The 16423-nt window shown below is 43.5% G+C and carries 14 protein-coding genes and 1 tRNA gene; 1 reads left to right on the top strand and 14 read right to left on the bottom strand.

The window, feature by feature from the left end; genetic code table 11:
• Positions 1-9 precede the first annotated feature (9 nt).
• The 3 genes from BUA79_RS08715 to BUA79_RS08700 all read right to left on the bottom strand — a co-directional run bounded on the left by BUA79_RS08715 (position 10) and on the right by BUA79_RS08700 (position 4611).
• Positions 10-840: a deoxyribonuclease IV gene (locus BUA79_RS08715; protein ID WP_073994049.1), complete on the bottom strand. Its 831-nt coding sequence runs from the start codon at positions 838-840 to the stop codon at positions 10-12.
• A gap of 73 nt (positions 841-913) precedes the next feature.
• Entirely contained in the window at positions 914-2803 is a 1890-nt protein-coding gene (locus tag BUA79_RS08710; RefSeq protein ID WP_094757392.1) for an AMP-binding protein, read from the bottom strand.
• A gap of 161 nt (positions 2804-2964) precedes the next feature.
• Positions 2965-4611, bottom strand: a complete 1647-nt coding sequence (locus tag BUA79_RS08700; protein ID WP_207647334.1) for an AMP-binding protein — start codon at positions 4609-4611, stop codon at positions 2965-2967.
• Between the two features lie 676 nt (positions 4612-5287).
• On the opposite strand from BUA79_RS08700, the gene BUA79_RS08695 reads away from it, so the two are divergent.
• Positions 5288-5360, top strand: a tRNA-Ala gene (locus BUA79_RS08695).
• Between the two features lie 38 nt (positions 5361-5398).
• Here the strand turns inward: BUA79_RS08695 and BUA79_RS08690 are convergent.
• From BUA79_RS08690 to ltrA, 11 genes are all read right to left on the bottom strand, one after another.
• The gene (locus BUA79_RS08690) at positions 5399-6157 is read right to left on the bottom strand and encodes a hypothetical protein (protein ID WP_073994048.1); all 759 of its coding nucleotides are present in this window, start codon (positions 6155-6157) and stop codon (positions 5399-5401) included.
• A 53-nt stretch (positions 6158-6210) separates the two neighbouring features.
• A complete protein-coding gene (locus tag BUA79_RS08685; protein WP_330389238.1) occupies positions 6211-7563 on the bottom strand; it encodes a ClC family H(+)/Cl(-) exchange transporter in 1353 nt (450 codons plus the stop codon).
• A 334-nt stretch (positions 7564-7897) separates the two neighbouring features.
• Positions 7898-10606, bottom strand: coding sequence for an ATP-binding protein (locus BUA79_RS08680; protein WP_073994046.1), 2709 nt, complete (start codon positions 10604-10606; stop codon positions 7898-7900).
• Positions 10603-11685 carry a metallophosphoesterase family protein gene (locus BUA79_RS08675; protein WP_073994045.1) on the bottom strand — a complete coding sequence of 361 codons (1083 nt, stop codon included), beginning with the start codon at positions 11683-11685 and terminating at the stop codon, positions 10603-10605. The genes BUA79_RS08680 and BUA79_RS08675 overlap by 4 nt, the downstream gene beginning before the upstream one ends.
• A 143-nt stretch (positions 11686-11828) precedes the next feature.
• Entirely contained in the window at positions 11829-12374 is a 546-nt protein-coding gene (gene pgsA / locus BUA79_RS08670; protein WP_073994044.1) for a CDP-diacylglycerol--glycerol-3-phosphate 3-phosphatidyltransferase, read from the bottom strand.
• 24 nt (positions 12375-12398) lie between these two features.
• Positions 12399-12947 (bottom strand): flavodoxin family protein, encoded by a 549-nt coding sequence (locus tag BUA79_RS08665; protein ID WP_073994043.1) that lies wholly within the window; start codon positions 12945-12947, stop codon positions 12399-12401.
• 22 nt (positions 12948-12969) lie between these two features.
• Positions 12970-13818 (bottom strand): pirin family protein, encoded by an 849-nt coding sequence (locus BUA79_RS08660; protein WP_073994042.1) that lies wholly within the window; start codon positions 13816-13818, stop codon positions 12970-12972.
• Positions 13819-13922: 104 nt separating this feature from the next.
• A complete protein-coding gene (locus BUA79_RS08655) occupies positions 13923-14282 on the bottom strand; it encodes a nucleotide pyrophosphohydrolase (RefSeq protein WP_073994041.1) in 360 nt (119 codons plus the stop codon).
• Complete coding sequence (locus tag BUA79_RS08650) at positions 14279-14773, bottom strand: VOC family protein (RefSeq protein WP_073994040.1); 495 nt, start codon at positions 14771-14773, stop codon at positions 14279-14281. The genes BUA79_RS08655 and BUA79_RS08650 overlap by 4 nt, the downstream gene beginning before the upstream one ends.
• A gap of 15 nt (positions 14774-14788) precedes the next feature.
• Positions 14789-15100, bottom strand: coding sequence for a hypothetical protein (locus BUA79_RS08645; protein WP_073994039.1), 312 nt, complete (start codon positions 15098-15100; stop codon positions 14789-14791).
• Positions 15101-15313: 213 nt separating this feature from the next.
• The coding region (gene ltrA, locus BUA79_RS08640) for a group II intron reverse transcriptase/maturase (RefSeq protein WP_073994038.1) at positions 15314-16423 on the bottom strand (1110 nt) is incomplete at its 5' end.

Below are 16423 nucleotides of genomic sequence, written 5' to 3'. Positions count from 1 at the left end.
TTTCATCTCTTATTTCCTTAGTTCTTTCAATATCCTGATTTCTTTCTCATATCCTTCTATCTCATTTGGCGTTTCCAGGAAAAACGGCAGTTGTCTTAGCGCAGAATGATTGATGATTCTTTCCATAGCGGCAATCCCTATGGTTCCATCACCTATCTTTTCATGTCTGTCCTTATGGCTTTCAAAAGGATTTTTGGAATCATTTATATGAATAGCTTTCAGCTTGTCAAGTCCTATAATACGGTCAAATTCCTCCAGTACCCCGTCCAGATCATTCACAATATCATATCCGGCATCATAAACATGGCAGGTATCCATGCAGATACCCATTTTATCTTTCAGCTCAACCTTATCCAGTATCAGCTTCAATTCATCAAAAGTCCTGCCTATTTCGCTTCCCTTTCCAGCCATGGTTTCCAGCAAAACCACAGTTGTCTGCTCCGGCTTCAATAATTGATTCAGCATGGCCGCTATATAATCAACGCCTGCTTCTACCCCCTGCCCCACATGGCTTCCAGGATGAAAATTATAGAAATTGCCTGGGGTGTATTCCATCCGCCGCAGATCATCTTCCATGGTGCTGATGGCGAATTCTCTTATTCCCCCATCTGCGGAACAGGCATTCAGGGTATACGGCGCATGGGCAAGAATAATTTCTATTCCATTTGCTCCTGCCAGCTCAAGGAATTGCTTTACATCCTTTTCATCCATTGCCTTCGCTTTTCCGCCCCTTGGATTGCGCGAGAAGAACTGGAAAGTATTGGCCCCAATCGCCAGCGCCTGCCTTCCCATTGCTGCATATCCTTTCGTTGTCGATAAATGACAGCCTATCGTAAACATAACTTTCTCCTTCCAAGCTCACCCTAACAGGAAAAAGGAGCCTTTTGGAAGCTCCTTTTCCTGAGTATATACTTTAAACGTCAGATTTTCCTATTGTTGGCACAGCAAGTTTCAGCATTCCCATTTCCTGGTCGTTAGCCGCCATCTCTTTTACAAGATAATGCTGCAGTTTTCCTGTGGCTGTCATCGGCAGTTCCTTTACGAACCTGTAATAGCGTGGGCGTTTATATGCAGAAAGCATATTTGAATCAAGACAAAAATCGGCAAGCTCTTCAACTGTCAGGGTTTCGTCATCAGAAATAATGTAGGCAACGACTGCCTCTCCACGTGCAGAATCAGGAACTCCCGTTACTGCAGAGAGATGGACTTTCGGATGCGCATTCAGCACTTCCTCGATGACCGGAGGGTAAATGTTTTCGCCGCCGGAGATCAGCATATCATCTTTTCTTCCTGCGATTGTAATATACTGCTGGGCATCCCAGGTACCGAGGTCACCGGTGTAAATCCAGCCCTTGTAGAATTTTTTGGCTTCTTCTTCAGAATTCTGGTAGTAACGGTAGGAAGACTTGGGTGTGCGTATTATGACTTCACCAACCTCTGTACCGTCCAGCAAAGCAAGGTCATCCGGCTCCGCTTTTCGTCCCTCGTAAATCTTCACAACGCGGACTTCATCATCAGTGCAGGCTCGTCCTGCACTTCCTGACATTTCCGGAAGATCATAAGGACGAAGGAACGTATTCCAGAAAGATTCCGTTGTACCATATCCGTTGAAAACATTTGGTGTCAGTACATTCTGGACCTTGATGCAGTCAGCCCTCTCAAATGGAGCTCCCATCGTCACGATTCCACGAAGAGAAGACAGGTCGGCTCCGAAGCGTTCCTGGCTTCGGACAAGCATCTTGATGACAGCAGGTACGCCAATCAGGAAAGTAATACCGTATTCTTCTGTATATTTAAGACATAATTGCGGAAGGAATGCCCGCAGAATAATGACCTTTCCGCCACAGAAAAAAGTCGGCGCAGGTCCGCCGGAGTGGATTCCTCCGCGATGGAACCAAGGGGTCATGTTCATGGTCACATCTGTTGCGTTCAAAGGGAAATGCATTGCAATGTCATGGCAGGTAAGCACCTCATTGGCGTTGTTCAGCGGTACTCCTTTCGGACGTCCGGTAGTGCCGGAAGTATACAATCGCATTACTTCACCGTAAATGTGAGGCACAAATTCCGTATCCGGTTCACTTTCCATGCATCCTTCCACATATTCATTGTATCTGAGATGTCCTGCCGGCAGCTCTCCATCTCCCGTCATAATGATAATATCCGGTTTATGTTTTGAAATTTCGATTGCTTTTACAGCCAGATCCTTGATTTCCACATCGTAAATATATACTTTCGGACGACTTGATTCGAAACATATCGCTGTTTCACCGGCAGAGAAATTATAATTAGCCGGGCTTGTCACGGCACCAATTTTTTGTGGAGAAAGGTAAGAAAATACAAACTCCGCGCTATTGAAAAGCTGATAGAGGACCACATCTCCTTTTTTAACACCGCTTTTCAGAAGGGCGTTGGCCAGACGATTCGCTTCCGCATTCAATTCGTAATAGGTCCAGCTTTTATTCTGGACTGGATCATACATAGCCGTATTATTTCCATAGCGACGAACAACACGCATGAAGCCGGCAATATAAGAGAAATTCTCCTCGAATACCTTTCGGAACATGTCCTTTTCCCCTGGATCACTTCCTCCAATCAGATAATCTACCGTTGTGCCAAGTGCTTTCGCGATTTCCGATGCATAGGATACCGTGGGTTCTGCCTGGCCGGCACAATATTTTTTAATCATGTTATAGGTTATACCTGTCTGATTTGCAAGATTCGTCATGCTCATCTGCTTTTCTTCCAGACGTTTTTTCAGGCTGTCACCAAAGATGATTGCCGAAGTTGCGGATAAATTGCTCATATATGCCCCCCATAATCGAATTATAATTCAGTTGGTTTTACTATATATTTCAATTTGTTATTCGTCAAGGCAATTATATTTCACTTTTTTGCCCTCGTTGGAATACCAAAAAAATGCCGGCACCTCAATTCCAGTGCCGGCATCCTGCCGATTCAAATATTCTATTTACGCCATATATTACGTCTGATTTTTCCACTGGTGGTTTTTGGCAGTTCATCAACAAATTCAATTATGCGGGGAACCTTATAGGGAGCAGTATGTTCCTTCAGGAATTCCCTGATTTCAATTTTCAGATTCTGTGTTGGTTCTGTTCCATTCGTGAGCACGATAATCGCCTTGATTGCGTTGCCCCTGAGCTTTTCAGGGACGCCGATAACCGCACATTCCAGGACATTCGGGAATTTCACTATCAGGCTCTCTATTTCAAACGGGCTGATTCGGTAGCCGGAACTTTTGAACACATCATCGTTTCTGCCCACGAACCAGTAGTAGCCATTCTCATCGCGCCATGCAAGATCTCCAGTATGATAAATTCCGTCATGCCACTTGCTCCGGTTCAGTTCATCCTCACCCTGGTATCCCAGGAACATTCCCGGGATTTCTCCGGGCTCCGCTTTTACGCAGATTTCACCAACATCACCTGTTGGAACGATCTGACCATCTTCATCCAGAAGCTCCATATTGTACTGCAGACTAGGCTTGCCCATTGCTCCAGCCTTTACGTCCATCCAGTGCATGACACCAATCATCAGAGTGGATTCGGTCTGTCCGTATCCTTCATAGATCTGTTTCCCTGTCATCCGCGAAAACTTCTCAATCACGTCGGGATTTAGGGCCTCACCAGCTACCGTGTAGTGCTTTACAGTGCTCAGGTTATATTTGCTGAAGTCCTCCAGCACCATTACGCGGTAAAAGGCTGAAGGTGCGCAAAGCGTGGTAATCTTATCTTCTTCCATTTTTGTAAGCAGCGCATGAGCCGTAAAAGAATCGTAATCAAGCACATAGATTGCAGCACCCATCAGCCATTGTCCATACAGTTTTCCCCACACAGATTTTGCCCATCCCGTATCCGCCACGGTAAAATGCAGTCCATCCGGATCAACATTGTGCCAGTACTTTGCAGTCGGAATATGTCCAACGGGATATCCAAAGTTGTGTCCCACAAGCTTAGGCATACCTTCCGTTCCCGAGGTAAAATACAGGAGCATTGTGTCGCCGCTCTCCGGTCTTTCCTCGAAGGTCAGAGGGACGAATTTCTCCGCCTTCTCCAGTCCTTCATCGAATTGATGCCATCCCGGCCTGTTCTCACGAAGGATGATTTTCATGAATTTCTTTCCAGACATCTGCTCTGCTTCATCGACACGGGAAGCCACGTCATTGTCCGGCGTGCAGATAACTGCCTTGATATCCAGCTTCTCGAAACGGTAGATATATTCCTCGAGTTTGAGCATATATGTCACAGGAACTCCGATTGCGCCAATCTTATGCAGACCCAGTATTGCAAACCAGAATTGATAATGACGTTTGACGGCCATCATAACACAGTCGCCTTTGCCGATACCCAGTGATCTGAAATAAGAAGCCGCACGGTCGCTCTGTTCCTTAATGTCACAAAAAGTGAATTCTCGTCTTTCTCCCTGCTCATTGCACCAGACCATCGCCCTGCGCTGAGGTTCCATCTCTGCTATTTTATCCACTACATCATAGCTAAAATTAAACTTATCGGGAATACTTAATTTGCAGGATTCAACATTGCCATCCGCTCCCATTTTTTCTTCCATATACTTTTTGTAAATTTCAATTGCCATTGTTAACTCCTATTTTGACCCCGCTTTTAACGAGTTTATGCCAGACGGGTCTCCCACATTCTGGGTGGCGTACGTCCAGCTCCTGTCACGGAAGGACCATACATGGTCATTAATCATTTTCGAATTATAATTCAGCATTTTCACTATATTACTTACTATGTTATACGTCAAGTCAATTATGATTCACCTTCAATTGCTGCTGTTATTAATCGAAAAAAGTCTCAAGGGGCAATCCATCGATTTTACTGACGGCCGCCCCCTAAGACATTGCTTCATTAGTCATTGTAATCCTTTCTATGGCTAATGTATTTTACAAAGTATTTTCTTTGAACATTCCCTTTCTTCAAAACTTGCTGCATTACATCCTTTACTCATCTGCCAAGTAGACATTTGACATCTAAGTTCTAACCATACTGCAACCAAAAACATAATTCTGAATACTGTTAACTGAATCCGAATCTCCATTTTTTAGATGAAAACTGAAACCAATCGGGATATTCAATTACTTCTACCTTGTAAGTAAAGGATAGCACTTTTTTTAGTACATGTAAAGATTTTTCCTGAAGATTTTTTATATTTTTCATAATATTTTTATACTCCGAAAAACCTTTGTAAAAAGTGAATTTGATATGGATTTATACCTCCGGATATGTTATGTTATATAAGTAATATTTATGGGGGTATAGCGCAGCTGGGAGCGCGCCTGACTGGCAGTCAGGAGGTCAGGGGTTCGAATCCCCTTATCTCCATTTTTTTATGCCAAAATTCCAAAATTCTGATACTCGAATCAAAATATTTTCTGGCACGCTATCTGATTTTCGATTTCTTTTTCATCTGAATGTAAAATTCCAGCAATGTATTCAACCGGATATCCCAGCATAAGCCCGAACACACAGTAGATGATCTTCACCGGTATATCTCCGTCCGCCTTGAAATATACATAGTCGTAGCAATACGAAAATAAATCCAGCATTTCAATAAGAAATATTCTTTTCAGCATATCCAGTTCTTTGCTGGTAAAAGTTACACCAAGGATTTCTAAAGCTGCAGTAAATTCCGCAAAGCTTATATAGTTGACCAGAGGTCCGCAGCTGGAAACCAAGGCAGCATAATACGCTTCTTTGCAGTCTCCCCCGTCAGCCGAACTTTCAGCCAGATAACTCACAATCTTATGCTGCAGGCTTTCATCCAGATTTTCCAGTATCTTCAGGACATTCTCCCCGCAGCCGGCTGTATCCCTGCCGCCGAAGGGCATGCCGCCGGCCAGGAACCTCGCATATGTGCACAGCCGTTTGCTGTCAAGTATATCCTCTATCATACAGGAAACGCCGGCCTGGGCACTTAAAAGATTGACGTTTTCCCAATCCGTATACGGCAGTCTGCCCACCTGGGCATCTTTTGTCCAGAACTCCTGGCTGGAAGCAGACTCCATGCCATCCCTCACATAGACTATCCTGTACAGGCTTTTATCCCCTGCTTTTTCTTTTATCAGCCGGGTTGTCCCCAAAGCCATATCCGGTCTTGTCTCATATACTATTTCCATCATCGTATCATCTTCTCCCTAAGTGTTTTGTTTAATCTCTGACTTCTATTATTTTTCTACAGTGGCTCATTCATTTCGTTGAGGATTTCCTTTATTCTGCACTCACTGTTTATGTCCGTAAGAACCGTAAGATAATCTCCCACTTTGATTTCCGTATCACCTTTTGGAATAATCACCCTATCTCCTTGTTTCACTCCTACAAGCAATGATTTCCCTGGCCAATTTATGTCTTTCACCTGCAGATTCTCGAATTCTGATCCGTGTCTGACTATGAGCTCTACCACGATTTTTTTGTGACTTTCTTCTTTTTCTTCTGAGTTTTCCTTACAAATCAAGTCCGCCAAAAGTGCTTCGTAAACAGGTGGGCTCTTTAATAAATCCGCCACAATATATGCTGTCACTGCAACTACTGTCAATGGCAATATATGGGTAAACGAGCCAGTCATTTCCATTATTAGGACGATTCCCGTTATCGGAGCCCTGACGATTGCAGTAAAATAACCTGCCATTGCAAAAATAATAAAATTATTAAATAACTCCTGGTCAAACCCCAGATACTCGATTGCAATTTTTGCAAAAATAGCTCCAATTGCGGCACCCAGTATAATCAGAGGGAAAAATATTCCTCCTGGCGCACCTGATCCGAAACTCACCATAGAAAAAATGAATTTTATTATAAACACAATAACCAAAAAACCTATTCCATTCTCTAGGGTCAGCTCTTCAATTATCCTATGTCCACCACCTAAAACAACAGGGAATATTATCCCTAAAATCCCAGCCATTACAAAAGGAATCATTATCTTGATTGTGGTATTAAGACTTTTCATTTTTCCATATAACATCTTCGTTTTTAATAGTACATAGTTGTAAAATGCGCCCATTCCCCCGAGTAAAATCCCCAATATTACCAGGATCCAGTAACTATTCAGGGGCATTCCTTGTGTAATCTCAAAATTGAAAATAGGCGCTAGTCCAAATACTTGTTTTGATACAAAATCCGCAGCGACTGCTGCTGACATCATTGACAATAAGATTACTGGTGAAAAGTACTTGAAAATCTCTTCCAGTGCAAATATTACGCCTGCCATCGGTGCATTAAACGCTGCTGCTAACCCTGCGCTCGCCCCACTTGCCATAAGTATTTTCTTTTCTAAACGTCCTTTTCCTATTTTTTTCCCCAACCCCTCAGCCACACATGCTCCAAGCTGAATGGATGGGCCCTCTCTCCCAAGTGAAAGACCTCCTCCTATCGCTATGGTCCCTCCCAAAAACTTGCTGCACAATGTATGCAGCCAGCTTTTTCTTTTTCCGAAATACCCTCTCAGCATTCCTTCTAACTGGGGAATTCCACTTCCTGAAATCATCCCGTCTTTCGAGACCAGAAATCCCAGAAAACAGGCTGCCATACAAAGCAGCAAAAGCACAAGAGGTATAAATTCAAGATTTTCTTTCAAAAAACCATACATTCCAAAAGCAAATTGTTCCGCATACGTCAGTGTAATCCTATAGAGAACGACAACCCCTCCCGCAGCCAATCCAATAAGCAGGCTCTTAAAAACAACCAAAATATTTTCAAAATAATTATCCGTTAGTAGCTTATAGTTATTTCCCATTTCACTCCAAGTCCTGAATCTCTCTATATTCATCAATATTAACTATCCATATTACACACAACAATCATCTCAGGATATTATAACCCAAAACGATTGTACCATATTTTTTTTGCTTTGACATTTCAACTTAAATCAATTGGAGGCGTAAATGCTCTGGTACACGGCTGTCATGGCAGACGAAATAGATCAACTGGTATTTTGCGGCAATTTCTTCCATTAGCCCGAGGACGTTTTTTAATTTTTCTCCATCCAGGTTGGAAAACGGATCATCCAGAATAACAAATGGCTTTTCATTTATAAAGAGAGCTTCTATCAGGGCAAACCGGGCCGCGATTCCTATCAGATCCCTGTAACCTGCGCTGAAATAATCAATGCTTTTTTGGGCGCCGTGGGAGGTCACATCGATATTGAACTGCACGTCGATGCTGGTTTCGCCCAGCGTTCCATTATCCAGTATTGAGATATACTTCTCAAATCCACGCTTCAGGCTTTCCATATAACGGGTGGCAAACCGATCTTTCGCTTCACCCAGGCATTCCATCGTCTCATTTATTATATTTAACTGTTTCTCTCCCACCTCAATCTCTTCTTTGAGCTGCTCGATCTCACCTTCCAGTTCGGGGCACCTGTCTGCCTCTTCACTCAGGGTCCTTATCTGTTCCCTGACATAATTCTCCTCTTCCGACTCGGCCTCCCGCTTCCATTCCAGATTCTTCTCTTTTTCCTTAAGTTCCGACAGGCTGCACGGAGGAGCCACGGCGTTATTCATTGCCGGTATATCATTTTCTTTAGTAAACTGTTCCAGCTTAATCCGGCTTGTTTCGAGTTCACTTTTTAATCGTATATACTCCCTTCGCCTGTCTTTAAGCATTCCGACCTTTTCCATCTGCTCTTCCAACGGAGTGTCAAAATATTTATCCAGAATTCCAGAAAGTGCACTTTCACGATCCCTGTATTTTTGTGTTATCTCTTCAAAGTTTGTCACCTTACGCAGAACGTCCTGATATTCATTCTTATATTTTTTGACCTGCTTCCATATATTTTCCTTTTCAGCAAACGGAATAGAAAGATCAGGACAGTAAGGTCCAATGCAGCGGTCTATTTGTTCAGCCAGCGCAGATTGCGTGGACCGGAGGGCGGACTGCGCCAAATTGCCGCGTTTTGCCTGAATATCCTGATATTCCCGCGTCCTTGTCTTAATCATGCTCAATATGGAATAGTAGCTGTCCGGATTCAGTCCGGTTGCATAATTCGAAAGGAATCTCTGCAGTTCAGATTCAGTGCGGTTCTTTTCCGCAGTCAGTCCGTCAATTTTCTCCTGGACCGCCTGCAGTTCATCAGACTTCTCTTCCTGCACTTTGGCAGCATCTTTTGCTTTCCGTTTTTTAATCGACATTATCCCGATAACGAAAACTACACAGCCAGCCAGAATACACACCAGCCCGGGTACCACTTGCGTGGCTGCCCATAACAAGCCGAAAACCGCCGCAAATAATCCAATTGAAAGCAGTACAGCCGTTTTGATTATATCCGCGGACTTTCCAACTCCCCTGCCTTTTTCATAGGCAGGATTTCTCCGGTCCTGCAGTGCCTTTAATAGTTCAAGCTGTTTTTTCTCGGAAATCAGCTCCTTTTCAAGGTCATTCATTTTGGGCAGTTCATCTATAAACTGGTTGATTTCGGACTCTTCCGGCACTCTGCTCCTGAAAAAGCTTTCCAGACCGGCCATTCTCCGTCTCTCATCCTCCGTAAGCTCGCCGGCCCTGATCCTGATCTGGTTCTCCCTGTACTGCTCAAACAATCTATCATTCGCTGCAATGCTCTGTTCCTCAGGAATGCCTGTGGCAAAAAAATCTTCCAGATTTTTTCTGACCGCATAATCACGATCTGTCAGCCCGACGGATTCCAGCTCGCCCTTCAGTTTCAAAGAATCCAGAACAAGGGAGTCGCACAACTTTAACTCATCGTCCGAAGGCACACGGTCCTTGAAGAACAGCTGCAGAGGCTCCAGTCCGGCCCGCAGTCTATCCTCTGTTTCGAAAAGTTCCCTGTATGCCTGTAGCCGTGCAACCTGGGCTTCAAAGATGCCGGTCTCTTCAATCTGCCCTTTGACAATCTTCAGGTTTTCTTTTGTATCTTTCTTTTGGAGCAGAAGCGTATGCAGCTTTCTATTCCACTCCATGGATGCCTCCGCCTTCAGGCTGCATCTTTCCAGCTCCGCTTCCAGCGAAGTGAGCTGATTTTTCATCAGGTTGAGCTTTCCTCTCCCGCCAATTTTAAAATATTCTTTTTTGCTGTTTTCAAGCAGTTTCATCGCCGATTCATAGTTGTTGATGTCATTCTCATCGGTCTTTTCGATTAAGCTGCTTAATTTTGCGTTTATACTGTCATTGGACATTACAGAAACCGCATTTTGAGGGATATATGTGCTCCTCGAATAGGCGGCCGTGTCCAGATGGAACATCTCTTCCCCGATATTTTCTGAATAGTCGTTGCTGACCAGCCCGGTGGCCTGATTGAAAAGTTTGAACACATCATCTTTTGCTTTTGTTCCGAAGAAGCGCTCAATCTTATATTCCCTGCCCTTTAATTCAAATTCAATACTCCCGCCATAGGCGCCGCCCTGCCAGGGTTTATACTTTTTTCGTTGCTCGTCCTCCAGGTTTTTCCTGGAACGGGTGCCCTCCATCCCATAAAACATAGCTTTTATGAAAGCGGCAAATGTGCTTTTTCCCCATCCGTTCAATTCATTTATGGTATTTATCCCGTCCTTGAACTCATAGGAAAAGTGATGCAGGGTGCCAAAATTTTCAATATTGCATCTAATCAGCTTCATGATCCGATTGCCTCCCCTGCCAGAGATTTCAGGCCGGCTTCAATGATTTCCTTCTGCATTTGTTCCGGGTAGTTTTTATCCAGCACCAGCCGGATGAATTCGCCCTTCAGAGATGCATCGTATCTGTAATCCTCGATATATATTGCATATCCGGTCTGGTCATATATTTTGAACGAATAAAAAACATCACTGAACTTTTTCTTCAGGTAATTGATGTTCCTTTCAGACTCCACACTGACTTTTCCGTTCAGGACCACTTTCACCAGGCTTTCTTTTGGCGTCGCCGCGGTCTCTCTTTCAATAGCTTCAGCAGCCTCGTTGGTGGTTTCCATACCCGAAACATCCACGGATATTTCATAAATCACCCTTCGGGAGAACGGTATGAATTCACTTTTCAAAGCGCCGCTTCCGGTATCCAGAAGAACGAATCCCTTCCGTCCGGTTTCATCATACCCTCTGCCTTCCAGACAGCCGCAGTAGCAGTACATCCCCCGTTGGTCAAGGGGAGCCAGCTTGTAGCTATGGATATGACCGAGAGCCAGATAATCTATGTTCTTGTTCTTCAGAGCCCCCAGGTTGATGACTTCCGTCCTGTCTTTTCCCGAATACCGGGATTCCTGCCCATGCATCATCACGATATTGGTGTCGCTTCTATTTAAGACCAGGGAGTCATAAACGGCATTGCTGTTTCCTCCGTTCAGCTCAACCCCGGTTATTACGATGTTGTCATATCGGAAGGATGTCCAGATTTCAGAAAAAAGTTTCAGGTTCTCCGGTGTTTCCTCAAATCCGTTCAGAAAATTCTCTGCGTCATGGTTCCCTCGCAGATACAGAAAATCAATCTGCGGGTTCTTTTCTATGCAGGCAATCACGACGTTTCTGGTTTTAATCGAAATATTTTTCGTATCAAATAAATCTCCCGCAATCATGATTACACTTATTTCATTGTTTTTTGCGAATTCAATCATCTTTTCGAAGGTAAGGAGAATCTCGTTTTTTCTTTCCCTTGCCTGTTCCGCTGTCAAATTGGTCTTCATGACCGAATCCAGATGAAGGTCGCCACAATGTATTATCTTCATTCTTTTCCCCTTTAGCAGTGCCGGTTTCTATAACGCAATTATAACAAAAGCCATTATAGATTGCAAACATTTGTTCTTTTTTTCTTCGACAATGAAAACCGGGGCCGGTGTGCAGGCAACCATTTGCACATCAGCCCCAGTCATCAGCTATTTTTCTTCTTTGCCGCTATTGATCCGTTTATAAATTCTTTCGTATAGTATGTAAAGGATATCACCTTCAAGGCCAGGGCAACCCAGAGCAGAACCTGTGTAAATAAATGATTCGGAATCAATATGAGCAGGACCACAACGACAGTAAAAAATACGGTCGCCGCCTTTCCCGTCTTGCCTGCGGGCACCACATCCCTGGTTTTATGCATATACAGATAAATGCCGCCCACAATCAGAGCACCTTCTAATACAAGCATGATAATCAGGGCAGGGAGAGGAATGATTCCTTTATATACGAAACAAAGCAGAGCAGTAAGCAGCATCAGCTTATCCGCAAGGGGATCCAGCACGATTCCGACAATCGAAACGACGTTGTATTTCCTGGCGAGATACCCATCCAGCAGATCCGTAAATCCGGCCAGCAAAAAAATCCCTACCGCATAAACCGGTGCATTTTCATATTCAGAGAGGTACACATAGGCAAAAATCGGAATCAGAACCAGCCGCATCAGTGTGATTGCATTTGGCACATATTTCATGGCTATACCTCCATGTGCATTTCTTTAGCCGTTAAAGAACTCCGCCAGTTCCTTTACCTGCTGCAGCACTTCCGGCTTATCGGCCGGATGTCCATGATTGGTATCACTTCCGTAAACGTATGGAAACACATCTCTTGCGTTCATATGCTCAAGCAGCATGCGGGATGACTGCAAAGGCGCATCCAGCTTTCTTATCCCTCCGCTTACCAGTATGATTCCGCCTTTTTTAGCTTTTGCTACAGGTTTTTCTTTCCTGAAATAGCTCGCGCTGTAGTAGGTCTGCAGCCGGCTTCCCACCGAGAGCAGCTTTCCGGTGATTTCGGCAAAGTGCAGGGGGGATGCAATCAGCACGTTATCGCATTCCTGGACATAATCATATATTTCCTGCATCCCGTCCTGTATAAAACAGCCGGGATTTTTCCAGCACCACCTGCAGTCTATGCAGGCAGCTACGTTGCAATCATATGCGGTGACGATTTTATATTCGCCGTCAAGGTGTTTCAGGAATTCCGAAATCAGACTGACCGTGTCCCCTTTTTCCCTGGGGGAACCGTTAAAAATTAATGTTTTCATATGCAGCCTCCTTGTTATCGATTTATTTTATGAACGTCTGGCTGTCAAGTTCCCTGAAAGCCAGATCCAGTTCCTCTTTTGTATTCATTACAATCGGACCGCCCCAGGCAATCGGCTCCTTTAAAGGTTTTCCAGACAATAGAATAAAGCGGACCGGCTGATTGGCCGCCCTGATCCAGAATTTTTCTCCTGGACCAAACAGAACAGCCTGTTTTTCATCAATCAGATCCTTTGGGCTCTCTTCGGAATCAAAAAGCACTTTTCCAGAAAAAATATAGATAAAAAGAGTCTCCTCCGGATTGTTTGAAAAGGACCATCCCTGTCCCGCCGCAAGCGACACATCCAAATAGGTGGCTTTTATATACTTTCCTTCAAAAGCTCCTTCTATACCTTTATAACTTCCGGCAATCACACGGATTTTCGCCCCGTTTTCCGTTACCTCCGGAATGTTTTCCGATTTGATGTCTCCGTATGACGGCCTGGTCATCTTGTCCTTAGCCGGCAGGTTCAGCCAAAGCTGCGCCCCCAGCATGCGGTTTCTTGCTTTAGGCATTTCCTGGTGGATAATTCCGGATCCTGCCGTCATCCACTGGCAGTCTCCGTCAAGAATGCTCCCCTTGTTCCCAAGACTGTCGCCATGTTCGATATCTCCCTGAATCAGATAAGTTATCGTCTCGATTCCACGGTGCGGATGCCATGGAAATCCTTTCGTATAATCGTCCGGATTTTCCGAATCAAACGCATCAAGCATCAGGAATGGATCGTAGTCCTTCGTATCGTTATATCCTATAACCCGGACCAGCTTAACACCGGCGCCATCCACTGCAGACTTGCCTTTTGTGATTTTTGCTATTTTTCTCACGGTATCCATTGTTCTTTCCTCCTAATTTTGATTTTGTGCGATTTGAAACTATTATAGAATAAGTATACCACACAAGACCGGGAGAGGAAAATGGAACCTAAAAACGTACGTCGCTAGAATTCATTATATTTTTTGTTCTGTCCTTTTGCCTGTTCGACCGGATATTTTTTTGCATTCTTTTCAATTTTCGTTTCCAGTGCATGCTTTAATTCTATGTTATTCATCTGCGCAAACCGAAGGACGAAAAACAAGACATCTGCCAGTTCTTCCTCTATGTGTTCTCTTTGCTTTGGTTCTTTAAACAGCCCCATCATCTCTTCCGCATTTTTAAAACGGAAAATGTCCAGCAGTTCATTGGCTTCTGTTGATATTCCAATGGCGAGATCTTTGGGATTGTGAAACTGGTCCCAGTCTCGTTCTCCACAGAACGCCCTCACCATATCAGTCAGTTCTTTTATTGTATAATCCGTCATGGTTTTTCAATCTCTCCTTCAAATAAATTTCCCTGTGCTATTATCTCTACCTGTGAAAGCGGCAGCTGCGTCCTCTCTGCCACCTGCTCCACCGCCATCCCTGACTTCAGAAATCTGCGGGCCACATATTCCATCGACTCTCCGATTTCAATTATATGCTTGTCCGGATCATAGATCCGTATCACCCTCTGTCCCCAGTCATGCTCTATACACTTGTTCATATATTCTATGGGTGAATTGCTTTTCTCCAGTTTTTCCAGGAAACCATCAATGTCATTTTCTTCAAAATAAAGCTCTGCATCATTGCCGCCTGCACGGACATTTCTTTTTGTGAATTTTTCCCAGAGTGTCTTTTCCTGCAGGACAAGCCCTTCCGTTAAAATCACATTTTCACCAAAGTCAGTGACTACTTCCAGACCAAAGAAATTCCTGTAAAACATCTTAGATTTTTCTATATCTTCAACTACAAATAATATGTTTTTAAGCTTCATCGGATCTCCCTCCCATTATGTATTTCCAGCAACGATGTTCACATTTCTATTATATCGGAAGTTTTTTTCATTACAATACAAATTTACAGAATTGGATTGCGAGATGCCAACAACGATTTTCGGATATATAATACTGCCAATCGCAACAAACAGGGTAAATGGCAACATTGCTGATCCAGTTACAACACCCAAATCTAACCCCATGGCTTCCGAAATATTACCAACTAAAGGCGATGGAGCGATTAAAACCATTCCTGTGGCCGCAGTAGCAATAAGCATAGTAGCCAAAACATACCACCTATACTTCAGATATTTAATTTCTGACATTTTTCTCCTCCTCATATTTTACTTTTATATATTTATATTATATGTAGCTTGAATTTTTTTGTAAAATGCCTAAACAATACCTCGTCATGCCTGCAGGGCATGACGAGGTATGCTCTATAAATCAGAATGGTAGAATCGAGTAGGAGGCTAACCATTAATTGATTAGCCGTCCTCTCACACCACCGTGCGTACCGTTCGGTACACGGCGGTTCCTTAGTTTTCATAAACTATCAGATAATAGTCGAGTAGGGATGTATATCCCAGCTTGGCTATTATTTTATTTGAAAAGACTTGGTTAAGCACTTGTGCCATACGCCAATAGCCCTTTCTACTCCACGCCAGTTCTAATGCTTTCCAATGTTCCATACCCAATGCTTTTAGCATTCGGTATCTCGTTTTGATTTTCTTCCATTGTTTCCAGTAGACCGCTCTTATTCTTCGTCTTGCCCATTCATCTGTGGTTTTGAGTAGGGATTTCATATCTGCAAGTCGGAAATATTCTACCCATCCTCGCACATACTGTTGATACCTTTCTTCTCTTATCACATTGCTCATTCCATTGTTTCTATCTGTTAGCTCTCTGATTTTATCTTTCATCTTAGAAACTGATTTTGGATGGACTCTAAATCTGCATTTGCCTTTGTATCTATAGAAACTATATCCGAGATACTTGACTTTACTGATATGAGCTACTTTGGTTTTCATCGTATTTACTTTTAGGAAAAGTTTTCCCTCAATAAATGGAAGTATGTTTTCTAAGGTTCTCTCTGCACTTTTCTTACTCTTGCAAAAAATCATGCAATCGTCTGCATAGCGGACAAATCTGTGTCCTCTGCGTTCAAGTTCCTTATCCAACTCGTTCAGCATAACGTTACTAAGTAATGGACTAAGTGGTCCACCTTGGGGTATTCCTATTTCTGTTCTCTCAAACATTCCGTTTGCAATAACTCCCGCATTCAGATATTTATGGATGAGTGAAATCAGTCTACCGTCTTTAATGGTTCTGCTAAGTACCTCAATCAGTTTACTCTGACTTACAGTATCAAAGAACTTTTCCAAGTCCATATCCACCACATATACATAGCCATCGTTTACATTCTTTTGGCACTGCTTGAGGGCACCGTGTGCTCCTCTTTTTGGTCGAAAACCAAAACTGTTTTCTGAGAATTGTTCCTCATAGATTGGTGTAAGTTCCTGTGTGATTGCCTGTTGAATAACCCTGTCAACTACAGTTGGAACTCCTATCTTTCTAAACTCACCTTTTGTTTCTTTGGGTATTTCTACCCTTCGAACTGGGTTTGGCTTATATTTACCATTCCTTAT

The organism is Parasporobacterium paucivorans DSM 15970 (genome assembly GCF_900141895.1).
In the GTDB taxonomy this organism is placed as follows: domain Bacteria; phylum Bacillota; class Clostridia; order Lachnospirales; family Lachnospiraceae; genus Parasporobacterium; species Parasporobacterium paucivorans.
This window is presented reverse-complemented; position numbering and strand designations above follow the sequence as displayed.